Origin of the sequence: Hymenobacter sp. (genome assembly GCF_036388155.1) — a bacterium.
In the GTDB taxonomy this organism is placed as follows: Bacteria; Bacteroidota; Bacteroidia; order Cytophagales; family Hymenobacteraceae; genus Hymenobacter.
Genome location: NZ_DASVSI010000125.1, coordinates 1 through 21,274 on the forward strand (window position 1 = coordinate 1; position 21,274 = coordinate 21,274).

Annotated in this window: 19 protein-coding genes; 7 read left to right on the forward strand and 12 right to left on the reverse strand. The window is 61.6% G+C overall.

The window, feature by feature from the left end; all coding sequences use genetic code 11:
• On the reverse strand, nt 1-1,725 hold a 1,725-nt coding region (locus tag VF629_RS17290), incomplete at its 3' end, for an excinuclease ABC subunit A (protein WP_331059745.1).
• Between the two features lie 267 nt (nt 1,726-1,992).
• Between VF629_RS17290 and gntA the strand changes: the two genes are divergently transcribed.
• Together gntA and VF629_RS17300 are read left to right on the forward strand one after the other, a co-directional pair.
• Entirely contained in the window at nt 1,993-2,685 is a 693-nt protein-coding gene (gntA, locus tag VF629_RS17295) for a guanitoxin biosynthesis heme-dependent pre-guanitoxin N-hydroxylase GntA (protein WP_331059746.1), read from the forward strand.
• Nucleotides 2,654-3,244, forward strand: a complete 591-nt coding sequence (locus tag VF629_RS17300; protein WP_331059747.1) for an urea carboxylase-associated family protein — start codon at nt 2,654-2,656, stop codon at nt 3,242-3,244. The genes gntA and VF629_RS17300 overlap by 32 nt, the downstream gene beginning before the upstream one ends.
• 9 nt (nt 3,245-3,253) lie before the next feature.
• On the opposite strand, the gene VF629_RS17305 is transcribed toward VF629_RS17300, so the two are convergent.
• On the reverse strand, nt 3,254-3,718 hold the full coding sequence (locus tag VF629_RS17305; protein ID WP_331059748.1) for a hypothetical protein: 465 nt from the start codon (nt 3,716-3,718) through the stop codon (nt 3,254-3,256).
• 121 nt (nt 3,719-3,839) lie between these two features.
• Nucleotides 3,840-4,310 (reverse strand): peptide-methionine (R)-S-oxide reductase MsrB, encoded by a 471-nt coding sequence (gene msrB, locus VF629_RS17310; protein WP_331059749.1) that lies wholly within the window; start codon nt 4,308-4,310, stop codon nt 3,840-3,842.
• A gap of 337 nt (nt 4,311-4,647) precedes the next feature.
• On the opposite strand from msrB, the gene VF629_RS17315 reads away from it, so the two are divergent.
• A complete protein-coding gene (locus VF629_RS17315) occupies nt 4,648-5,937 on the forward strand; it encodes a cysteine desulfurase (protein WP_331059750.1) in 1,290 nt (429 codons plus the stop codon).
• A 103-nt stretch (nt 5,938-6,040) separates the two neighbouring features.
• On the opposite strand, the gene VF629_RS17320 is transcribed toward VF629_RS17315, so the two are convergent.
• From VF629_RS17320 to pxpB, 5 genes are all read right to left on the reverse strand, one after another.
• Nucleotides 6,041-6,400, reverse strand: coding sequence for a hypothetical protein (locus VF629_RS17320; RefSeq protein ID WP_331059751.1), 360 nt, complete (start codon nt 6,398-6,400; stop codon nt 6,041-6,043).
• A gap of 8 nt (nt 6,401-6,408) precedes the next feature.
• Complete coding sequence (locus VF629_RS17325) at nt 6,409-7,932, reverse strand: NCS1 family nucleobase:cation symporter-1 (protein ID WP_331059752.1); 1,524 nt, start codon at nt 7,930-7,932, stop codon at nt 6,409-6,411.
• 159 nt (nt 7,933-8,091) lie between these two features.
• Nucleotides 8,092-9,234 (reverse strand): NRAMP family divalent metal transporter, encoded by a 1,143-nt coding sequence (locus tag VF629_RS17330; protein WP_331059753.1) that lies wholly within the window; start codon nt 9,232-9,234, stop codon nt 8,092-8,094.
• A 55-nt stretch (nt 9,235-9,289) separates the two neighbouring features.
• Nucleotides 9,290-10,072, reverse strand: coding sequence for a 5-oxoprolinase subunit PxpA (locus VF629_RS17335; RefSeq protein WP_331059754.1), 783 nt, complete (start codon nt 10,070-10,072; stop codon nt 9,290-9,292).
• Nucleotides 10,073-10,190: 118 nt separating this feature from the next.
• Nucleotides 10,191-12,056: a 5-oxoprolinase subunit PxpB gene (pxpB, locus tag VF629_RS17340; protein ID WP_331059755.1), complete on the reverse strand. Its 1,866-nt coding sequence runs from the start codon at nt 12,054-12,056 to the stop codon at nt 10,191-10,193.
• A 43-nt stretch (nt 12,057-12,099) separates the two neighbouring features.
• Here pxpB and VF629_RS17345 point away from each other — a divergent pair, with 43 nt between their 5' ends.
• Nucleotides 12,100-14,772, forward strand: coding sequence for a M1 family aminopeptidase (locus VF629_RS17345; protein WP_331059756.1), 2,673 nt, complete (start codon nt 12,100-12,102; stop codon nt 14,770-14,772).
• A gap of 94 nt (nt 14,773-14,866) precedes the next feature.
• On the opposite strand, the gene VF629_RS17350 is transcribed toward VF629_RS17345, so the two are convergent.
• Nucleotides 14,867-15,346: a hypothetical protein gene (locus VF629_RS17350; RefSeq protein ID WP_331059757.1), complete on the reverse strand. Its 480-nt coding sequence runs from the start codon at nt 15,344-15,346 to the stop codon at nt 14,867-14,869.
• 431 nt (nt 15,347-15,777) lie between these two features.
• Here VF629_RS17350 and VF629_RS17355 point away from each other — a divergent pair, with 431 nt between their 5' ends.
• Both VF629_RS17355 and VF629_RS17360 read left to right on the forward strand, forming a co-directional pair.
• A complete protein-coding gene (locus VF629_RS17355) occupies nt 15,778-16,023 on the forward strand; it encodes a hypothetical protein (protein ID WP_331059758.1) in 246 nt (81 codons plus the stop codon).
• A gap of 35 nt (nt 16,024-16,058) precedes the next feature.
• The gene (locus VF629_RS17360) at nt 16,059-16,331 is read left to right on the forward strand and encodes a hypothetical protein (protein WP_331059759.1); all 273 of its coding nucleotides are present in this window, start codon (nt 16,059-16,061) and stop codon (nt 16,329-16,331) included.
• Nucleotides 16,332-16,576: 245 nt separating this feature from the next.
• Here the strand turns inward: VF629_RS17360 and VF629_RS17365 are convergent, their stop codons facing one another.
• The 3 genes from VF629_RS17365 to VF629_RS17375 form a co-directional block, all read right to left on the reverse strand.
• Nucleotides 16,577-16,975 (reverse strand): hypothetical protein, encoded by a 399-nt coding sequence (locus tag VF629_RS17365; protein WP_331059760.1) that lies wholly within the window; start codon nt 16,973-16,975, stop codon nt 16,577-16,579.
• A 33-nt stretch (nt 16,976-17,008) separates the two neighbouring features.
• On the reverse strand, nt 17,009-17,398 hold the full coding sequence (locus tag VF629_RS17370) for a hypothetical protein (RefSeq protein WP_331059761.1): 390 nt from the start codon (nt 17,396-17,398) through the stop codon (nt 17,009-17,011).
• A 101-nt stretch (nt 17,399-17,499) separates the two neighbouring features.
• Nucleotides 17,500-20,367 carry a TonB-dependent receptor gene (locus tag VF629_RS17375; protein ID WP_331059762.1) on the reverse strand — a complete coding sequence of 956 codons (2,868 nt, stop codon included), beginning with the start codon at nt 20,365-20,367 and terminating at the stop codon, nt 17,500-17,502.
• Nucleotides 20,368-20,754: 387 nt separating this feature from the next.
• Between VF629_RS17375 and VF629_RS17380 the strand changes: the two genes are divergently transcribed.
• Nucleotides 20,755-21,141, forward strand: coding sequence for a CHRD domain-containing protein (locus VF629_RS17380; RefSeq protein ID WP_331059763.1), 387 nt, complete (start codon nt 20,755-20,757; stop codon nt 21,139-21,141).
• Nucleotides 21,142-21,274: the final 133 nt, after the last annotated feature.

Sequence of the window (21,274 nt, forward strand, 5' to 3'; positions counted from 1 at the left end):
GCCGCCGAGGGTGACGGGGGCGGGCGTGTCCAGCGCGTCGGCTTCCTCTTCTTCGGCGGGAATGTCCTGGCCCAGGCATTCGGCCACCAGCTCCACCAGTACCTGGCTCACGAGGCTGGATTTGCCCGAGCCCGACACGCCCGTGACGGTGGTGAACACGCCCAGCGGAAACTGCACGTCCAGTTGGTTGAGGTTGTTGCGGGTCACGCCGGCCAGTTTCAGCCAACCGGTGGGGCGGCGAGGCGTCTGTTCGGGAAAGGCGGAGGTGTCGAAAAGGTGCTCGCGGGTTTGCGAGGTGGCTACTCTTTTTAGGCCTTCGGGCGGGCCGCTGTAAAGGATTTCGCCGCCTTTTTCGCCGGCAGCAGGGCCCACGTCCACCAACCAATCGGCTTGGCGAATGACGTCCAAATCGTGCTCTACCACGAACAAGGAATTGCCGGCACCTTTCAGGCCGGCCAGCGCGGCTAGTAAAGCCTCGGTGTCGGCCGGGTGCAGGCCCGCGGAGGGTTCGTCCAGCACGTACACCACGCCGAATAGGTTGGAGTACAACTGGGTGGCTAAGCGCAGGCGCTGCAACTCGCCCGGCGAGAGCGTGGGCGTGGCGCGTTCGAGAGACAAATAGCCCAAGCCCAAATCGAGCAACACCTGCAGGCGCGCGGCCAAATCCTCGGCAATGCGCCGGGCCACAATGGCTTGCTCGGGGTGCTCTTTGTCGTGCTTTTGCTTGGCGGCCGTGCCGTTGGCAAAAGGCGCCAACAGGCCCGCCAGCCGCTTCAGCGGCAGCCGCGACATGTCGGCAATGTCCAGGCCGGCGAACTCCACCGACAACGACTCCGGCCGCAGGCGCTTGCCGTGGCAGGTGGGGCAGTCGCTGCTGAGCATGTATTGCGCCACGCGCTTCTTCATCAGCGGGCTGTGAGTGGTGGCAAAGGTGTGCAGCACGTGCCGCTTCACGCCCGTGAAGGTGCCCATGTAGCTGGGCTCCATCTTGCGCTTGAGGGCATACTGGGTTTGCTCGGGCGTGAAACCGGCGTACACCGGCACGACGGGCTGCTCCTCGGTAAACAATATCCAGTCGCGGTCCTTCTGGGGCAGGTCCTGCCACGGGATGTCCACGTTGTAGCCCATGGTCACGAGGATGTCGCGCTGGTTTTGGCCGCCCCAGGCCTGGGGCCAGGCCGCAATAGCGCGCTCCCGGATGGTGAGCGTGGGGTCGGGCACCATGCTTTGCTCGGTTACTTCGTACACGCGGCCCAGGCCGTGGCAGGTGGGGCAGGCGCCCTCCGGCGTGTTCGGCGAAAACGCCTCGGCGTAGATGATGCCCTGGCCGGCCGGGTAGTCGCCGGCTCGCGAGTACAGCATGCGCAAAAGGTTGGAAAGCGTGGTGACGGAGCCCACCGACGAGCGGGTGCTGGGCGCGCCGCGCTGCTGCTGTAGGGCCACGGCCGGCGGCAACCCATCAATAGAAGTGACTTCGGGCACGGCCATCTGGTGAAATAGCCGGCGCGCATACGGGGACACCGACTCCAGGTAGCGGCGCTGGGCCTCGGCGTAAAGCGTGCCAAACGCCAGGCTCGACTTGCCGGAGCCCGACACGCCGGTGAAGACCACCAACGCGTCGCGCGGGATGTCGACGTCGACGTTTTTGAGGTTGTGCTCGCGGGCACCGCGGACGCGCACGAAACCAGTGAAATCTTTATCGGGATGTTGGGAAGAGGGGGGCATAAGCGAGCATAACGGCAAGGAGCCGGCCGCGGTTGGGCACAACGGTGCGCAGATAAAATGGCCCTGCAAGAACCTCGAGAGTTCGGCCTGCAACCCTGTGGTTTCACATCACATATGGTTTGTGAGCGGAAATTAACGATATAAGTATTACGCTATTTTGTAGAGGTTTTAATCGATTTCTATTGAACAAAACCGTGAGCTCGACCGTAAGCCAATGTAGTTGATTTATCACTATTTCAAAAGTAAACACGTCTAAATTTCATTTATATGACTGACCAAAAAGACATTAATGAAATTGAGGAATACTTCGGTTTTATAACTAATAAAGACTTTCCCTGCGTGGCTGCCAAAACGGCTCTGACTTGGAACCAGATAAACTGCTTGGTGGTAGACCATCTGGCTTGCCCCAAGGACGATGCCGCCATTCTCGAGTTTATCTACCAGTTTGTCGACACGTACCGGCAGTCGGAAAAGTTCTACCACAGCGCTGCCATCATTTTCCGCGGGCCCACCGTGCCCAACGAGGCGATGTTTGAGGAACTGTTCTGGCAGCGGCTGCAGTCGCTGGCCAACCTTGACGCCCGCCACTACGGCCACGACAAGCGCGTGGTGCCCGACCCGGCCTCGCCTGAGTTCAGCTTTAGCCTCAAAGAGGAAGCCTTTTTTGTGGTGGGGCTGCACCCCGGCAGCAGCCGGGCCGCGCGCCAGTTCAAGTATCCCACGCTGGTATTCAACGCCCACGCGCAGTTTGAGCAAATCCGAACCAACGGACGCTACGATACTTTGCGCGACACCATCCGAACGCGCGACGTGAATTATTCCGGCTCGGTGAACCCCATGCTGCAAAATTTCGGCGCCGCGTCGGAAGTGTACCAATACACCGGCAAAGTCTACGACGATGCCTGGAAATGCCCATTTCTCAGCCCCCATGTCAGCACCCACACTAATAACGCCGCGTAGCGGCACGGCCTTCGTCCTGCGCCAGGGCCAACGCCTGAAAGTGACCGACCCGCAAGGTGAGCAAGTATCGGACTTCGTGTGCTTCAACCTGCACGATACGGCCGAATACCTTTCGTCGGGTCGCACCATCGACTACGCCGAAACCATCTTCCTGACCACGGGCCACCCATTCTATTCCAATCGCAGCAACGTGATGTTTGAGCTGGTGGAGGACACCGTGGGCCGGCACGATTTCCTGCTCACGCCCTGCTCGGCCGACACGTTCCGCATCATCTACGGCCACGAGCACCCGCACCGCGGCTGCTTCGGCAACCTGAGCGAGGCGCTGGCGCCGCACGGCATCACGCCCGACCAGATTCCGATTTGCTTCAACATTTTCATGCACGTAACGGTGGACGGCGAAACGGGCAAGGTGGGCGTGCTGCCGCCCAAAAGTCGCGCCGGCGACTACGTCATCCTCGAAGCCAAAATGGACCTGGTGGTGGGCATGACCGCCTGCTCGGCCGAAATGTCGAACAACTACGCCTTCAAGCCCATTGCCTACGAAGTGCTGGCCTGAACCCGGCCCTTACGGCTCGTCGGTGAAGTTGCGAAGCCGCTTTTTACTCAGTTCGTAGCTGAGAATGGCCGGGATGTAGAAGGTGACATCCGCCAAGAGCTTGGCGAGAAAAATGCCCGCCGCAAAATGGCCCAGCCAACGCGGCAGGAGGTACATCAGCGCCGGCCGAATGAGGAAGCTGTCGAGCACTTCGGCCGGGCCAAATTCCACGGCCAGGGCCCGCAAATTTTGGCCAAAGGTGCGCCACGTGTACGCCTGTCCCTGCCGGTGTCGGAGCTGCCGGGCGAGGCGCACGTCTTGCGCCAGCAGCAGCCCGAAGTAGGCTGCGTTGCCGGCCCAGGTGCCGGCCAGGGCTGCGCGAAGTCCGCTGCGGGTGGCGTGCATGACCAGCCCCGCCGCGGCCAGCGTGGCCACCACCGACAACAACTCGGCCGGCAGGTAGCGGCGCAGCCATTCGCGGACTCGTTGCTTCATAAACGGTAAGGAACTGACCTTAGAGGACGGCAATACATACGGCGCCAAGCAGGTGTGCAGGCCAAATGGCGTTGGTTTTCGTGGGGCATTTAGGCCGGGTGAAGCGTGACTTCCGCCTTGCTCAAGGCCCTGTTTGTTGCGTGGCGTCGGATTCCCTTCTAACTAAGCTGGCTGAGTTCATGCAGTAGCGCAGCCCGCTGGGCTCGGGCCCGTCTGGAAACACGTGGCCCAAATGACCGCCGCACACGTTGCAGCGCGCCTCAATGCGTTGCATGTTGAAGCTTTCATCGAAAAAGTAGCTGATGGCGTTGCGCGCGGTGGGCTGCCGAAAACTGGGCCAACCCGAAATGGCGTGGTACTTCTCATCGGCTGCAAACAGCGGACTATCGCAGCCGGCGCAGGCGTACCCGCCGGGCTCGTAGGTGCGGCAGTAGGCGTTGCGGTAAGGCGGCTCGGTGGCGTGCTGGCGCAGCACGCGGTACCGCTCGGGCGGCAGCAGCGCGGCCCATTCGTGGTCGGTATGCTCCACCCGCCAGACGGGTTCGGGGTTGCCGTATTTGGCGAAGGTGATGATGTCCTGCCAGCGTAGCATTGGGGTGAACCGCTGACTGCGGTTGGAAGAATAGGGTCGGCTATCGGCCCCGTGCTAAGCGGTACGCTGGGGAGAGCGGCTAGGGTGCGCGGCGGCTTCATGTACACGCTCCCCACTAGCTCGGTGCCGAGGCAGAAGGCAATGCTAACGGGGCATCACTGGCCCATGGAGTGCGGTTGAACTAGTAATTGCAAACAGAAAGGCGCGGCTTGAACACCGTTTATTAAGTGCTTATCGGGAGGCAAATCGGTATTTATGCCGCAAGAGCCGAGCAACGGAAAACGTATAAATGGACCTAATAACTGGTATTTATTCCGTCCATTTCCTCGTTTCACCCATGTCCATTGTCCATGCTCCCGAGGTTGCCGAACAACCCCGCTATGCCATTCCCGAAGGCTACGATGTTGAGCGCATCCGGGCTGACTTCCCGGCCTTGCAACACCGCCTCAACGACCAACCGCTTATTTACCTCGACACGGCGGCCACCTGCCACAAGCCGCGCATCCTGAGCGACCGAATCCAGCAGCTCTACCTGGAACAGTACGCCAAGCCGCACGAAAGCCACCCCATGAGCGTGGCCATGACCGAGCTGTACGAAGACACTCGGCAGAAAGTGGCTACCCTGCTGCACTGCTCCAAAAACGAAGTGGTGTTTGTGCGCGGCTGCACCGAAGGCATCAACCTAGTGGCTACTTGCTTTGAGCGGGCCATGCTCCGGCCGGGCGACGAGGTGATTGTGACGAGGATGGCGCACCACTCCAACTTCCTGCCCTGGGAAATGGCCTGCAACCAGGCCAAGGCTGTGCTCAAGGTGCTGCCCATCACGGCCAGCGGCGAAATGGACTTGAACCAACTACAGGACGCCATTACGGCCAAGACCAAGCTCATCGCCGTCGAGCATTCGTCGCACGTGCTGGGCACCATCAACCCGGTCAAGCTCATCGTCGAAATGGGGCACCAGCGCGGCGTGCCGGTGCTGGTAGACGGCGCCCAGGCTGCCCCGCACATGCCCGTCGACATGCGAGCGCTGGGCTGCGATTTCTACACCTTCTCGGCCCACAAAATGGGCGGGCCCAGCGGCGTGGGCGTGCTCTACGCCAGCAGCGAGTGGCTGCAGCGGCTGCCGCCTTACCAACTGGGCGAAACCATGGTGGACAAAGTGAGCCTGGCCCGCCTGCTTCCTTCGCATGAGTCAGCGTTCAAATCCGGCTACCAAAAATTTGAGGGCGGAACCACTGCCTTCGTCGAAATCATTGCCTTTGGCGCCGTGATAGACTACTTGAACGGCGTTGGGCGCGAAAAAATACAGGCCTACGAAGAAGGCCTGCTGCACTACGCGGCCGGCAAACTCAATGGCCTCGAGCGGGTGCACATCCTCGGCAGCGCCCCCGAAAAAGAACCGTTGATTTCGTTTACCCTCGACGGCATTGCCGTGAAAAAGGCCGAAACCTGGTTCAATCAACACACCGGCATTGCACTGCGCGCCGGCGACTTGAGCGCCCAACCGCTCATGAAATCCCTGGCGATAGAAGGAGCCCTGCGCATTTCGTTTGGCTACTTCAACACTTACCCGGAAATCAACCGCTTCGTCGACGCTCTGCAAGACTGCATCCGGGCCAATGGCTGAGGTCAGCCACCCAGCGTGCACGGCGCTCCTCGTCTTGCGTCAGTGCACACGGCTTGATGGGAGGGCAAGGCAGGCGAGACCTTCCCGCGCTGCTGGCCGCATTTTAGCCACTGGTGGCCAGCAGCGCCACCACGGTCACGGGGTCTTCCACCTCGATGATGAGCTGCTGGTATTCCTCGTCGCGCAGCTCCACCACGACGGTGTGCTCCGGGTTGGCCACGTCGATAAAAGTGGGCTTGTGGTTGGCCTGGTGGTCGAGGTAGAAGGTGCCCGCTGACACGAGGCCAGGCACGTGGGTGCCGCCCGCGCGCAGGCCCTCGAGGCGCTTGGCGGCGTCGGGGTCTGGGCGCACGCCGATGATGTGTGAGCGCGGCACGGTGAGCTGGCTTTTGAAGGCCAGCACCTTGTGCAGGCCCCGAACGGTGAACACAACGGTGTCGTGCTCTACGGTAACTTCAACCATGAGAAAGCTTATTGAGCAAATGAGGAAGAACTAGGCACGGCCACCGCGCCAGTTCCATACGGCGCGGGCTGGGTTGCTGTTTGCGCCCGCATCAGCAACAAGTATACGCCGCCCGACACCAGGAAGCCCACGAACCACGCGTAGTCGTACACAGCCACCAATACGGGCCACACCGCGCCCTTGCTAAGCACACCAATTGCGGTGAGAAAGCCCGGCACGTTGGGCACGATGCCTACCACCAGCGCCAGCATGGCGGCCCAGTTCACGCCGTTGCGGTAGGCGTAGCGGCCGTGGTACTGGTAGAGGTCGGGCACGTCGAGGCGCTGCCGGCGCACGAGGTAGTAGTCCACAATCATGATGCCGCCAATGGGCCCCAGCAGGCCCGAGTAGCCCACCAGCCAGGTGAAAATATAGCCCGAAGGGTCGGCAATCAGTTTCCAGGGGAAGATGAGCACGCCGAGTACGCCCGTGACGTAGCCCCCGGTTTTGAAGCTGATGCGGGTGGGCGAGAAGTTGGCGAAGTCGTTGGCCGGGCTCACGATGTTGGCCGCAATGTTGGTGGCCAGCGTGGACAGCGCCACCGCCAGCATGGCCACGCTCACCAAGAGCTTGCTCTCAAACTTGGCGGCCAGCACCACTGGGTCCCAAATGGTTTTGCCGTAGATGACGAAAGTGGCCGACGTCACGACCACGCCCACAAACGAGAACAGGGTCATGGACGTGGGCAGGCCGATGGCCTGGCCCATCTGCTGGGCGCGCTGGCTGGTGGCGTAGCGCGTAAAATCGGGGATGTTGAGCGAGAGCGTGGCCCAAAACCCCACCATGCCCGTGAGCGAGGGAAAGAAGAAAGCCCAAAACGCCGCGCTACTGGTGAACTTGCTCGGCTGCGCCAAAATGGGCCCCAGCCCATTGCCGGCCGCAATGGCCCACCACAGCAGCGCCACGGCCGCCACCGGCAAGAAAAAAGCCTTAAACACCAGTAGCTTGCGGATGCTCTCGACGCCCTTGTGCACCACGTACATGTTCAGCAGCCAAAACAAGAAGAACAGCAGTGCCGGCCCGGTCGGCAGCGCCCAGCTGGTCGGAAACACGGCCGGCAGCGTCGCCAGCGACGGCACCCAGAGCACGGCCATCTGGTAGAGTGCGTAGCCGCCTATCCAGGTCTGAATGCCGAACCAGCCGCAGGCAATAATGGCCCGGAGCAGGGCCGGCACGTTGGCCCCGCGCACCCCGAAGCTGGCCCGCGCAAACACCGGAAACGGGATGCCGTACTGCGCCCCCGCCCGCCCGTTGAGCAGCATGGGCACCAGCACAATGGTGTTGCCCAGGAAAATGGTGACCAACGCCTGCCACCAGTTCATGCCGCCCTCGATGAGCGAACTGGCCAGCATGTACGTCGGGATGCACAGGCTCATGCTAATCCAAAGCGCGGCGTAGTTTCCGGTGCCCCAGGTGCGTTCGGCCGGCGCCACGGGCGCCAGGTCGGGGCTGGTGAGGCCGGGGGCGGGGAGGGGTACGGGCGCGTTGTTCATGGCTGAGAATGAGGGAAAATGCACGGAACGAATGTAGCGAAAACATGCCTTTTGTCATCCTGAGCGGAGCGAAGGACCTTCTCACTCTTCATCAATTCGTTTGCAAGTGAGAAGGTCCTTCGCTCCGCTCAGGATGACAAAAGGAGAGTCTGTTCTACACTACTTCAGCAGGCTGCTGACTTGCTCCACCAGCAGGGGCGCACTCAGGCCACCCATTACTACCACCACTACCCAGCCCGCAGCCAGCATCCAGGTGGGGTGTTGGTAGCCGCGCATGAGGCGGCGTTTAGTGGCAGCCACCAGCACAATGGCCAGGGCAATGGGCAGAATTAAGCCGTTGATGAAACCGGCAAATACCAGCAGTTGCGTAGGCCTGCCCACCAGCACAAACACGCTCGTGGAAAGCACGATGAACACCGAAATGCACAGCCGCTCGTAGCGCGCAAACGCGGGGTGAAATGTCTTGAAAAACGACACCGACGTGTAGGCCGCGCCCACCACCGAAGAAATGGCCGCGCTCCATAAAATCACCCCAAAAATGCGGAAGCCGATTTCGCCCGCGGCCGAGCGGAACACGCTGGCCAGCGGGTTGTCCTTGTCGAGCATAACGCCCTGGCTGAGCACGCCCACGATGGCCAGAAACAGCACAAACCGCATGACCGTGGAAATGACAATGCCGCTGATGGCGCTGCGTGTAACCACGCCCTGCTGCTCCGGGCCCTTGATGCCGGCGTCGAGGAGCCGGTGCGCGCCCGAAAACGTGATGTAGCCGCCCACCGTGCCGCCCACAATCGTCACGATGGATTCGGCGCTCACCTGCACCGGCAGCAGGGTATGATGCAGTGCCTGCAGCACCGGCGGGTGCGCGCTGAAAGCAATGACGAGCGTGAGCAAAATTTTTACCGTGCCCAGGATTTTGGTGAAGCCGTCGAGCATGTTGCCCACTTCCCGCACCCAAAACAGCACCAGTGCCACCCCGCAGCTCACCATGGCGCCTTGCTCAAACGACAGGCCCGTGAGCACGTTCAGCCCCAGCCCGCAGCCGGCAATGTTGCCGATGTTGAAGGCAAAGCCGCCCAGAATCACCATCGCGGCCAGGAAATAGCCCAGGCCGGGCAGCAGCCGGTTGGCCAGGTCCTGGGCCCGCAACTCGCTCACCGTGAGAATGCGCCAGGTATTGAGCTGCGCGCCCACGTCGAGCACCACCGAGAGCAGAATGACAAAGCCGAAGCTGGTGAGCAGCTTTTGGGTGAACACCGTGGTTTGGGTAAGGAACCCCGGCCCGATGGAAGAATTGGCCATCAGGAAAGCCGCGCCTAAGCTGGCTCCGCCCAGCAACCGAATGGGGAAGCGGGCTTCACGAGGCGCGGGGGCTAGTGCCGGCTTGCAGCGCCACGCCTGCTTCGCGCAGCACGGCGTTCAGGCGCTGGGCAAATTCGAGGGCGTGGGCGCCGTCGCCGTGCAAGCAAACCGTGTCGGCCCGAATGGCTACGTCGTGGCCCTGCTGGGTGTGCACCACGCCCGCCTGCACCATGCGCAGCACCTGGGTTACGGCCACGTCGGCGCTGGCGATGAGGGCGTTGGGCTGGCGGCGCGGAGTGAGGGTGCCGTTGGCTTGGTAGGTGCGGTCGGCAAATACTTCGTGGGCGGTGCGCAGGCCAAGCTTCTCGCCGGCCTTGGTCAGTTCGCTGCCGGCCAGCCCGTAGAGCGTGAGTTCGGGCTGCACTTTGTACACGGCTTCGGCAATGGCTTCGGCCAGAGCGGCGTTGGTGGCGGCCATGTTGTAGAGGGCGCCGTGGGGTTTCAAGTGGCGAAGCTGTCCGCCTTCAGCTTTTGCTACCGCTGTGAGCGCGCCCAGCTGGTACACGGTCATGTCGAACGCCTCTTCGGGTGAAATGTCGAGGTTCCGCCGCCCGAACCCCACCAAATCGGGCAAGCCCGGATGCGCGCCAATGGCCACGCCGCGGCGCAGGGCCGCGCGCACGGTTTGCTTCATCACAGCTGGGTCGCCGGCATGGAAGCCGCAGGCAATGTTGGCCGAGGTGACGAAGGGCAGAATGGCGGCATCGTTGCCCATGCTCCAGGCCCCGAAGCTTTCGCCCATGTCGCAGTTTAAATCAACGGTAAGGGTTGGGGGCATAATGAGGGCAAGAAATGAAAGAAAAACGGTCATGCCGAGCGCAGCCGAGGCATCTCGCCCACCAGAGTAATCAGTCACTACCCCGCGCGAGATGCCTCGGCTGCGCTCGGCATGACGGTCAATATGTTGTCAATTTAAATTCAATAGCTCGCTGCAACGCCCGCAGGTGTCGTTCCTGCGCAAGGTACAGCGCTTGCGCTTCGGCCAAAGACACCTCTTGGAATTGAATGCGCTGTCCCGGCCGGGCCTGGGCTAGGGCCGAGAAATCAGCTGTGATGACCTGGGCAATGCGCGGGTAGCCGCCGGTGGTCTGGTGGTCGGCCATGAGAGCTATGGGTTGCCCGCCCGCAGGCACCTGCACCGTGCCGAACGTGACGGCGGTAGACAGCAATTCCGCCGCCGTTAAGCGTTCTAGCACCGGACCTTGCAGCCGGTAGCCCATGCGGTCGGCTTCGGTGCTCACTACGTAAGGGTGCTGCCAAAAAGCGCGCTGGCTTTCAGCGGAAAACCGCTCGTATTCTGGCCCTCGAATGGCTCGAATAACGGGCGAGGCAGCAGCGCCGTGGAGCCAGGCCAGATTGGGGGTCCAGCTAACCTGCTGCCACGCAGCTTCTGCCGGAGCCAGTGCCGGTAGTAGCCGTAGGGCAGCCGGAGTAGGGCCGGCGCACTCGATGGTATCACCGGCTTGCAGCGCCCGGCCTTGAAAGCCGCCCAGGCCGGCGCGCAAATAAGTAGACTGGCTGCCCAGCACCGGTGCCAGGGCAAAGCCGCCCGCCACGGCCAGGTAGACCCGGCTGCCCGCCACTGGCGCGCCAAACGCCAGTTCCGTGCCGGCTCTCACTGCAATGGGGCGATGCATGCCCACCGGTTGGCCGTTGAGGGTAGGGGAGAGGTTGGCGCCGGCCAGGGCAATAAGATGGTCGGCGTCGAAGCGGATTTTAGGACCCAGCAAGGTGATTTCAAGCCCGGCGACATACTCAGCGTTGCCGACTAAGAGATTGGCCATGCGCAGGGCCACGGCGTCCATGGTGCCGCTCACCAGAATGCCGTCTTTCTGGTAGCCGTGCCGGCCGAGGTCTTGCACGGTGGTGAGCAGGCCGGGCCGCAGTATGCTAAGACTCATAGTAGCGCGAACTTTAGCTTCGCTGACCTTCGGTTGTAGCTCGCGTGCCAGAACGACACCCACAATGGCGCGGGGACGCGAACTACAACCGAAGGTCAGCGAAGCTAAAGTTCGCGCTACTTTGCGGCGTGACAATTTCTCAAACTCCGTTGCGCTAATGGGCACAAAGCGTACGCGCTGGCCCGCTTGCAGCAAGCTGGGCTGAGGCCAGGCCGGGTTGAAGAGCCGCACCGGCGTGCGGCCAATGAGCTGCCAGCCGCCCGGCGTGGGCAGCGAATAGATGCCCGTTTGCGGCCCGGCAATACCCACCGCACCAGCCGGCACCAGGGCCCGCGGCTGCGACTTGCGCGGTGTGGCCAGCGCCACATCCAAGCCGCCCAAGTAGGGAAAGCCCGGCGCAAAACCAATCATGTGCACGAGGTAGTCGGGCCCCGCATGCCGAGCGATGACTTCGTCCGGTGCCAGCCCGGTGTGGGCAGCTACGGCCTCTAGGTCGGGCCCAAATTCGCCGCCGTAGCACACGGGGATTTCCACACACAGCCCTTCGGTTTCGGCTTGAGCGGCTTGCGCGGCAGGCAGCATCTGTTGCAGCAATTCGGCCACTCGCTCGTAGGGCTGTTGGCGGCCGTTGTCGCTCACCAGCCAAGGGTCGTAGTACACGGTCAGGGTGGTGAAGGCGGGCACGTATTCGCGCAAGCCCACGAATGGGTGCTGCATGAGGTAGGCGCTGAGGGCCTGAATGGCGCGGTGCGTATCGGGGCTGATTTCGTGGCCGAATTCCACCACTACGGCCGCGTCGCCCAACGGAAAAAGGCGCGCTGCGGCAGCCGAAACGGGCGACGGGGAAGACACGTTGCTCACGAGCGGGCGGTTACTTTTGAGTAATCTGTATTGGCTTCCTTCGATGATTTTCAGCTTCCGTAAATATGGCAGGGCCGGCGGGTTTCTGCTGGTGCTGCTCGCCGCTGCCTGCCAGCGCCAACCCGTTGCCACCACCGCGGCGCTACCCGCTAGCCTCACCCCGCCCGTGGCCGAGCGCCCCCTGCCGCCAGTAGAGAAAGGCGTGTCCGAAGAGCTAGCCATTGCGCGCAAGAAGAACATAAGCCGCGTGGCTTATGACCTGCGCCTGAGCATTCCCGACGAACGCACAAAGCCTATTTCCGCGGTAGAATCGGTGTCGTTCAATCTGCGCGACAACACCGACCCGGTGCAGCTGGATTTTAAAGCGCCGACCGCCAACCTGCACAGCGTTATGGTGAATGGCCAGCGCGTTACCGTCGACCACAGAAACGAACACCTTGTGCTGCCCGCTGCCGCGTTGAAAGTAGGCCGCAACGTGGCCGAAATCAACTTCAACGCCGGCGAGCAATCGCTGAACCGTAACGCCGACTACCTCTACACCCTGCTGGTGCCCGACCGCGCCCGCACCGTCTTCCCCGTCTTCGACCAACCCGACCTGAAGGCCACGTTTGCGCTGACGCTCACGGTGCCGCGTCTGTGGCAGGCTATGGCCAATGCGCCGCTGGTTGATTCGACTGAAGCTAGTCTCGATGGCAGAGTGCCAGGGTCTAAAATGTATAAGTTCGCCACCTCCGACAGCATCAGCACCTACCTGTTTTCCTTCGTGGCCGGTAAGTTTATGCGAGGCTACCAGTCGGAGGGTGCTTTCGACACAAAATTTCTGCACCGTGAAACCGACCCCGCCAAGCTGCGCTTGAGCCTCGGCCCCATCTTCCAGCTGCACGCCGATGCACTACAGTTCATGGAGCAGTACACCGGCATCCCGTACCCGTTTCAAAAGTTTGATTTTGTGGCCATTCCGGACTTTCAATACGGCGGCATGGAGCACGTCGGGGCCATCGACTACAAGGCCTCGACGCTGTTCCTGGACGAGGGTGCCACGCAGGACCAAATCCTGGCCCGCTCCAGCTTGGTATCGCACGAAACGGCCCACATGTGGTTCGGCGACTTGGTGACCATGCAGTGGTTCAACGACGTGTGGATGAAGGAGGTGTTTGCCAATTTCATGGCCGACAAAATCACGCAGGTGGCCGTCAAAAACTCGAATTACGACCTCAAGTTCGTCATCGACCACTACCCCGCCGCCTACGGAATCGACCGCACCACCGGCGCCAATCCCATTCGCCAGCCGCTGGCCAACCTGCAGGACGCCGGCTCGCTCTACGGCAACATCATCTACCACAAAGCGCCCATCATGATGCGGCAGCTGGAGCGGCTAATGGGCCCCGCGGCCTTCCAGCAAGGCTTGCAGGAGTACCTGCGCACCTACGCCCGCGGCAACGCCACCTGGCCCGACCTTATCGACATTCTGGATGCTCGCACGCCCGCCGACCTGCAAGCCTGGAACCAGGTGTGGGTAAATCAGCCCGGCCGCCCCGTTTTCGCGCACGACTTGCAAATCAGCGGCGGCAAAATCACGGCCCTCACCCTGAGCCAACGCGCCGAAGACGGCTCCGACCGCCTCTGGCCGCAGCTCTTCGAAGTGCTGCTGGTGTACCCCAACGGCCGCACCAAAGAGCTGACCGTGAACATGACGGAGCGCAGCGTAACCCTGCCCCAGGCCGTGGGCCAGCCGGCGCCCAGCTTAATCCTCTTCAACTCCACGGGCCTGGGCTACGGCGTGTTTCCGGTGGCCAAGCAACTGCCGGCTCAACTAGCCGCGTTGAAGAACCCGGTGGCGCGCGCCGGTGCCTACGTCAACCTCTACGAAAACATGCTCAACGGCCAGGTTATCAAGCCGCTTGAGTTGCTCACGGTGTACCGCGAGGCGCTCACCCGCGAGCCCGAGGAGTTGAACTTGAAGCTGCTCACCGGCCAGGCCAGCGCCATTTTCTGGCAGTTTCTGAGCCCCGCGCAGCGGCTGGCCGTGGGACCTGCGTTGGAACAGGATTTGTGGGCCGCGATGCTGGAAAACACTTCCGCCAACGTCAAAAAGCTGCTCTTCAAAACCTACCAGTCGGTGGCCCTCACCCGGCCGGCCCAAGCGCGCCTCTACCAAATCTGGCAGACGGAAAAAGCGCCTGCTGGCGTGAAGCTGACTGAGGACGACTACACCGCCTTGGCCCTGGCACTGGCCGTACGCGACTATCCTGCGCCGCAGCCCATTTTGCCGCAGCAGCTCGCCCGCATCAAAAACGAAGACCGGCGCCAGCGCCTGCAATTCCTGATGCCGGCGCTGGCGCCCGACGTGGCCACGCGCGATGCATTTTTTACTTCCCTTAAAGATGAAAAAAACCGCGAAAAGGAGGCGTGGGTGACATCGGCGCTGGGCTACCTGCACCACCCGCTGCGGCAAAGCACGTCCGAGAAATACCTGCCGGCCAGCCTGGAATTGCTCGAAGAAATTCAGCTCACCGGCGACATTTTCTTTCCCTATTCCTGGTTGCAGGCCACGCTCGGCGGCTACCAGTCGCCGGCGGCCGCGGGCGTGGTGCGCGCCTTCCTGCAAACCCATCCCGACTACAACCCCAAGCTGCAGGCCAAGCTGCTGCAAGCGGCCGACGACTTGTTTCGGGCCGAAAAGCTGGTAGCCAAAGGCACCGGGGCCGCCCGCTAATGCCGGGCGTATGCAGCAAGCCATCAGCTGGCCAGGGCTCGCCGCCCCCGCCCCCTGATGCCTAGTGCGAAACTGCGCCCGAAGACCGGTGCGCCTAAACCAAGGGCGCGCCGAAGTCGTCGGGGGCTGTCTGCCCCGGGCGCCCCGGGCCCGCCGCGCGTCGCCGGGGGCGAGGAACGGCGCTTGTGCCTTCGGCGTCGGGCAGGGTGGCCATCGGCTGCGGCTTGAAGGGAACGGGCGGAGGAGGCGCATCAACCAGCGAGTCCACTAGGCGGGGCATGGCCCCCGAGCCCGCCTTGGCCAGGCTCTCGCGCAGTTCCGGCCCCGCGTATGCCACCACAAAGCCAACGCCCCGGGCCGCAAAAACCTCAGCGTAAGCACACAAGACCAGCCCGAGCTCGGTGGAAATGTCGCGTGGGGCCAGCAGGCTGCAATCGAGCCAGATGGCTTGTTTGCCGCTGCGGCTGGCCCGGTGCAAGGCCCGGTCGAGCGAGTGAGCGTCAAAGGCTTGTTCGTCGGAAGCTACAATGAGCAGGTAGCTTTCGAGCAATGTGTCGCGACAGATTGTGAGCATGAAGGAGGCACCGGCAGTGACAGGAGGGGCCAATGCTGGCGCTTTCTTTTACGGCCGTGTTTTTATCATGACTGTTGAGAAGGTACGGAAAAACCGTGCGATTAGTACTGATTTTTTGAGCGTAACCAAAACGTAACTGCCGAGATAGGCCGCGAGCTAGGAGCAATTTCAGCGGATGCTCATCCCGTTTGTGCTGACGCGGCATGGACTGATTTCAGCAGAAAAGCGCACTTTTTGCGGTCAAATGCAGGGTGGGCGCCGGTAAGAATCGGGGGTTTAAAGCGTCCGGGTTGGACGGGTGAGAGGTTCGGTTCGACCGGCTACGGCCCGGAGTGGTCGAGTCGTGACGGTTGAGCTGTACCCTAATGGGCAGGCAAACGGTATAAGTCTCCGCACACCAAATGAGGCGTCCCACCTTGTATTGTTTTACAATGTCATTTATTGTCCTGTTTGCCCTGCTAGGGCTGTTTTTAGCCGAATTCCGAGAGGGTGTGTGGCGCCGCTACACTTCCGAAGACGTGGCCCGCTGGCAGGCCGAAACGGAGGCCTGCGAAGTGCCGAGCCCGGTGCTGGCTACGGCGCCGGTACCGCTGCCCGCCGCCACCTTTTCCCGTCCCGACGAGCCCGTGAAGCCCGTGCTCCGCACCCGCCCGCAAGCCGTGCGGGAGGCCGCCTAGCAGGCTCGCGCCACCCCTGAAGCGTTTCTATCCTTATGCTAACGAACGCAGCCATTCAAGTCTACCAAGAATTCCACGGTGCCCCCGGCCGCCAGCCCCGGCCCGACGCCGCGGCCCAGCGGGCCCGGGTACCGGAGCGCGAATGGGGCCTGCTCCTGGATTTCCTCCAGGACCTGCACCTGGTGCAGCAAGGCCTGGCCTCGCCCGACTACGCGGCGCGCTTGGAGCAGCGCCTGCACGCCAACTGCAGCGGCCCGGAGGTCATCTCCGCCCTCATGGGCCTGGCGCAAGCCAACGGCCGGGCGTAGCCCTCGCGGCTTTACTTCAGCCGCGGCTGCTCGCGGCAGCTCCCCAAGGGCCCAACCGGCGGCGCTATTGGCTCGCGGCTGTCGCGCTGGTGGACGAGGCACTTCCCCGCCGCCTTGAAACCATTGCAGCCGCTTGCGAACGATATCGCAAAAGCCCACTAGAAATGACCGCGCCGCCCTGCTTCGACAAGTTCAAAGCAGGACGGCGCGGTCATTTCTAGTGGGCTCTCAGTGCCGGTGGGCTTTCAGTCTTGCGGACGGTGTGCTGGCTCGCTTTCCAAGCGAAATACCGCCGTAAGCATTTTTGCAAACGGCTCGTCGTCGCCACGGTGGCAAGCCTGGTCAAATTTGAAAGCGACGAGTTCCAGAAAGCGGGTCAGCACGCCTTTGGTAGCTTCCTCCAGCAAACTGGCTTCGGCACTGCCCATCTTTTTGTGTTGAAACTGCTTCATCTCCTGCTGGCGCATTTGCTCCAACACGGCAGCAAGCCTGCGGACTGTGGGGGCCACCACTGCATTCGGGCAGAGCTCGTCAGCTAGCGTGGTTGGCGCGGGCGCGGGCACTTCGAGGAGGGCCGGCACCGCTGCCAAAGTCACAAGCGCATCAGGTGGGGCCAGGCCCACGGTAGTGAACGGATAACGCATAGTAGCGAGTGGTACGACGCCGAGGGTGACAAGCTAGTTGTTGGGCCGGCCAGCGTCCACCCATGCCTGCAGCCGGGCAATGTCGCAATCCGACATCTTGGGCCGGTTTTTGGGCATGGCCGCAAAGCCTACCTCGTGCCGCACCGCTCCCAGGATGTACTCGGCCGACTGGCCCCGGACGCTTTGGTAGGTGCTCAGGTTGGTGTTGTAGCCCAGCGTGGTGTACACGGTAGGACCATGGCACTCGTAGCAATGAGTTGCCAAAATAGGCGCCACCACTTTCGAGTAAGTAACGGGTTCCGTGTCGTTGCAGGGGCCGGGCTCGGAACCGTGCGAGTACGTGCAGCCAGCAGCAAGGGTGCAGAGCAAGCTAAGAGCGCCCGCCCAGGCGTGAAATGGGAATAGCGGTAATAGTCGACGCATAAAATGCAATGAAACAGGAGGTACTTAAAGAGGCCTTTCGGTGACGGCAAAATGCATCGAAAGGCCTCTCCTTAAGTATTGATTAATTATAGGGCGCAACCCTACAGGCCGAAGCTATACACGGCTTTCAAGTACACGAAAGCACCGTTTGCGCCCATCTGCACGGGCGCATAGGGATACACGTCCCGGTTGGTCGGGAAGGGCGACGCGGTGTTGAAGCGGTTCTGAAAGTCCTGCTCAAAGGCGCGGCGGCTGGCAAACCCGCCCGGCGCCACGCCGTTGGTGGCGGCTTCGTCAATGGTATTGGGCTTCACGTTCAGCAGGTTTTGGGCACCCAGCGTCAGGCTCAGGCCTTTGGTGGCCTGGTAGCTCACCAGCAAGTCGGTCACGGTGCGGGGCTTGAACACCAGCAGGTAGCCGCCGAAGTCGTACACCGTGGGGTCCGGGGCCACGTCGTAGTAGCTCACTTCGCCAAAGTAAGTGTTGCGCACGCCCACGCCCAGTTTGCCGCGGGTGTAGTTGAGGCCGAGCAGGATTTTGCTGGCCGGGCTGCCCGTTTCGATGAGCGAAAGCTGGCGTGGGTCAATGTAGTTGGTGGTGGGGTTGTTGTCGTTTTCCAAGCTCCGGAAGTTTTCCGGCACGTTCACGCGCCGGGTGCGGGTTTGGGTAAAGTTGGCGGCCGCGGTCACCGCCAGCTGGCCGCTGCCCAGGGCATGGCGGTAGTTGCCCACCAGGTCCAGGCCCTTGGTGCGGGTATCCAGGGCATTAGTGAAGAACTGAGCCTGGCTCACGAAGTATTCGCCCAGCGTTTGGGTAAGTTCGGGACTGATGCCGGCTCCCGGCCGCAACAGGCCCGAAAGGGCAATGCGGTCGTCGATGTCGATGAGGTAGGCATCGGCCGTGAACGAGAAGGCCGGCGTGGGGGTCAGCACCACACCGGCGCTGTAGTTGAGCGAACGTTCGGGGGCCAGCGTGGGCAACCTGAACGCCTGAGCCAGCGGGTGCTCGTTGTCAAAAATGCCCGCGTAAATCACGCTGTTTGTTCCGGGCCGCTGCGTAATCTGGCGGTATACTGCCTGCTGCAAAGAAGGGGCCCGGAAACCGGTGTTGAAGGCGCCGCGCAGCGCTGCAACTTTGTTGACTTGCAGGCGGGTGGTGGCCTTGTAAATAAAAGCCGAGCCAAACGTGGAGTAGTTCTCGTAGCGCAGCGCGCCGCTCACCGACCACTGCTTGGTTACGTCAGCTTCCACGTCGAGGAATGCGCCCACGTTGGTGCGATGGCCCAACACGACCGAGGACTCACCAAAGCCGCTGAAACCTTGCGCGCCCTGCTGCGACCCTGCTTTGCCTTCGTCGTACTCGCCTTCCGTGCGCTCGTCGCCGCGCAGAATCTCGTATTGGTCCGCTCGAAATTCACCGCCAAAGGCCACGTTGGTGCCCGCCAGCACTTTGTCAAAAAACCGATTTACGGTAGCGTTGGTCACGTTCTGCAAGAACTGGAAGCCGCCGGCGTTGTCAAACACCGTGGGCGAAGACGCTCCCAACGAGGCGTTCAGGGTGTTTTCCAGGTCATAGGTCATCCGGTTCAGGCCCGTGGTGTTGCTCAGGTCCAAGGTCCAGTGGTTGGCGCCGCTCTGGCCCAGCACCACGCCCACGGTGCCAGCCCCGTCGTGAATGCGGGTATTGACCTGAGGCTGGTAGCCATCCGGAAAAGTCTCATCCACCACGTCGGGCTCTTGCTTGGCCCGCAGCACCCACGGCGTGGAGGCCTGGCCCCGCCGAAAATTGTAGCCGCCAAACCCATAGAACGCCACTGCGTTGGTTAACTCCACCCGGGCGTTCACCAAGCCCCGCACGTTGCGCACGCGGGCATCGGCGTTGTTCTGCACGAAGTCGTCGTAACTCTTGCCAGCCGCGGCCAGGGCCGCCTGCTCGGCGTTTGGGTCGTTGGCCACGTACACCGGGCTAATCAGCGGGTTGCGGGCGTAGCCCCGAACGGTGCGGTCGCGGTAATCCCCGTCAACCGTCACGTTCAGGAAGCCTTTCTGGCCCAGGCGAAACCCTTTATTAATGCCCAGCAACGTGGCCAGTCCGTCGCCTTCCGAGGTAACCCCTGTGTTCAGGAGCACGCTGCCGGCGCGGTTGTCGCTTTTCAGGTTGATGTTCATTACGCCGGCAATGGCGTCGGAGCCGTACTGCGCAGCGGCACCGTCGCGCAGCACTTCCACGCGGTCTATGCCCAGGCTGGGCAGCGTGTTGAGGTCCGTGCTCACGCTGCCCACCCCGCGGTTGCCCAGCAGGTTCACCAAAGCGGTGGTGTGGCGGCGCTTGCCGTTCACCAGCACCAGGAGCTGGTCGGTGCCCAGGCCGCGCAGGTTGGCGGCATCCACGTGGTCGGAGCCACCCGCCGCCGTCTGGCGCGTCGAGTTAAAGGCCGGCACCGTGTACTGAAGCAGCTGCGTCAGGTCGGTTTGGGGCACGGTGCGCACCAGGGCCGCCACGTCCACTATGTCCACCGGCACCGCCGACTCCAGGACCGTACGGTCATCACGGCGCGTACCTACGGCCACCGTCTCGGGGTTGAGCGTCACGGCCAGCACCGTGGACTCACCGGTTTTCAGAAAGACGTTGGTGATGGTTTGGGGACGGAAGCCGGGCTTCTGCACCTGCACAATGTAGGCGCCGCTGGCCACCAGCCCATTCATGGCGAAGAGGCCCCGGGCGTCGGTCACGGTGGCCCGGCGGATGCCGGTGGCCAGCGAAATTACGGCCACGGAAGTGCCGGGTTGTGGCACGCTTGGCGCGGCGGCGCTTGTGGAAACCACCTGCCCGCTCAGGCCGGTTTCGGTGCCCGCTTGGGTGGCTCCGGTGGCAGGAGCCAGTTGGGTTTGCGCCTGAGCGGCAGCGCAAGGGAGTCCGGCACTCAGCAGCGCGCTGAGCAATCGGCTATAAGTACGAGTAGGTGTCATGTAATAAGTGCAATCAAATTTATATTTGAAAAGTGCAAAAAACAGTTTTGGGATAAGGTTTCTTAAAATGGGATACGAATATCATGCATAAATAGGTTGATTGTAAATGCTAAGAACAACAGTTAGTTAGTTAGCTCGGCCTTTAAAAATTTTATATGACTAATTACAAGGACTTAAAGTTTTTTGATTTGCATAGATTTAGTAGGCCAAATAATTTTATCAACATTAATTCCAACCTTTGCACATCTTTTTAAATCACCCCATCCATATTTTTAACAAAAATCAACTTACATGAAACAATCCTACATTCTTGGTGCCTTTGCGGCTTTGAGCTTATTGGCTGGCTGTAGCAAGAAAGAAGAGGTTAAACCTTCACCAGACACCACAGTGGAACTGGTGGCTGTCATCAACGGTGCCCAGCAAGTGCCGGCAAACAACTCCCCCGCTACGGGCACTTTCGCCGGCACGTACACCAGCATCAACGGCGTGAAGCAGTTGAAATATACGGTTACATTCAAAGACATGTCGCCCAATACTGCGCCCAGCAGTGCCCACATTCACGAAGGTGCACCCGGCAAAACTGGGGTGGTGATTATTCCATTCACCCCTGCTCCCGGTACTACGTTGAGCTCGCCCATTACCGGCATGTATACCCTCTCCGACGTTCAAGCCGAGAACCTGCTGAGCAACAAGATGTACGTAAATATTCACTCGCGTAATCAGCCCTCGTACGTAGCGGAAGGTGAAATTCGCGGCGACATCAAGAGAAAGTAAGCCCAAGTCCATTTGCGGGTTAGGCGAAGGTTTTTGCTGACACTCAACAACGGCAGCGTGGAGCGTTTGCATCGCCAAGCTGAATCATAAAAAAAGCCCGCTTATTGGCGGGCTTTTTTTATGATTCAGCTTG

Excerpts from the sequence above, each read along its gene's own strand:
- gntA (WP_331059746.1), top strand. The coding sequence starts at position 1,993 with ATGACTGACCAAAAAGACATTAATGAAATTGAGGAATACTTCGGTTTT.
- VF629_RS17300 (WP_331059747.1), top strand. The coding sequence starts at position 2,654 with ATGTCAGCACCCACACTAATAACGCCGCGTAGCGGCACGGCCTTCGTC.
- VF629_RS17305 (WP_331059748.1), bottom strand. The coding sequence starts at position 3,718 with ATGAAGCAACGAGTCCGCGAATGGCTGCGCCGCTACCTGCCGGCCGAG.
- msrB (WP_331059749.1), bottom strand. The coding sequence starts at position 4,310 with ATGCTACGCTGGCAGGACATCATCACCTTCGCCAAATACGGCAACCCC.
- VF629_RS17315 (WP_331059750.1), top strand. The coding sequence starts at position 4,648 with ATGTCCATTGTCCATGCTCCCGAGGTTGCCGAACAACCCCGCTATGCC.
- VF629_RS17320 (WP_331059751.1), bottom strand. The coding sequence starts at position 6,400 with ATGGTTGAAGTTACCGTAGAGCACGACACCGTTGTGTTCACCGTTCGG.
- VF629_RS17325 (WP_331059752.1), bottom strand. The coding sequence starts at position 7,932 with ATGAACAACGCGCCCGTACCCCTCCCCGCCCCCGGCCTCACCAGCCCC.
- VF629_RS17330 (WP_331059753.1), bottom strand. The coding sequence starts at position 9,234 with ATGGCCAATTCTTCCATCGGGCCGGGGTTCCTTACCCAAACCACGGTG.
- VF629_RS17335 (WP_331059754.1), bottom strand. The coding sequence starts at position 10,072 with ATGCCCCCAACCCTTACCGTTGATTTAAACTGCGACATGGGCGAAAGC.
- VF629_RS17345 (WP_331059756.1), top strand. The coding sequence starts at position 12,100 with ATGATTTTCAGCTTCCGTAAATATGGCAGGGCCGGCGGGTTTCTGCTG.
- VF629_RS17350 (WP_331059757.1), bottom strand. The coding sequence starts at position 15,346 with ATGCTCACAATCTGTCGCGACACATTGCTCGAAAGCTACCTGCTCATT.
- VF629_RS17355 (WP_331059758.1), top strand. The coding sequence starts at position 15,778 with ATGTCATTTATTGTCCTGTTTGCCCTGCTAGGGCTGTTTTTAGCCGAA.
- VF629_RS17360 (WP_331059759.1), top strand. The coding sequence starts at position 16,059 with ATGCTAACGAACGCAGCCATTCAAGTCTACCAAGAATTCCACGGTGCC.
- VF629_RS17365 (WP_331059760.1), bottom strand. The coding sequence starts at position 16,975 with ATGCGTTATCCGTTCACTACCGTGGGCCTGGCCCCACCTGATGCGCTT.
- VF629_RS17370 (WP_331059761.1), bottom strand. The coding sequence starts at position 17,398 with ATGCGTCGACTATTACCGCTATTCCCATTTCACGCCTGGGCGGGCGCT.
- VF629_RS17375 (WP_331059762.1), bottom strand. The coding sequence starts at position 20,367 with ATGACACCTACTCGTACTTATAGCCGATTGCTCAGCGCGCTGCTGAGT.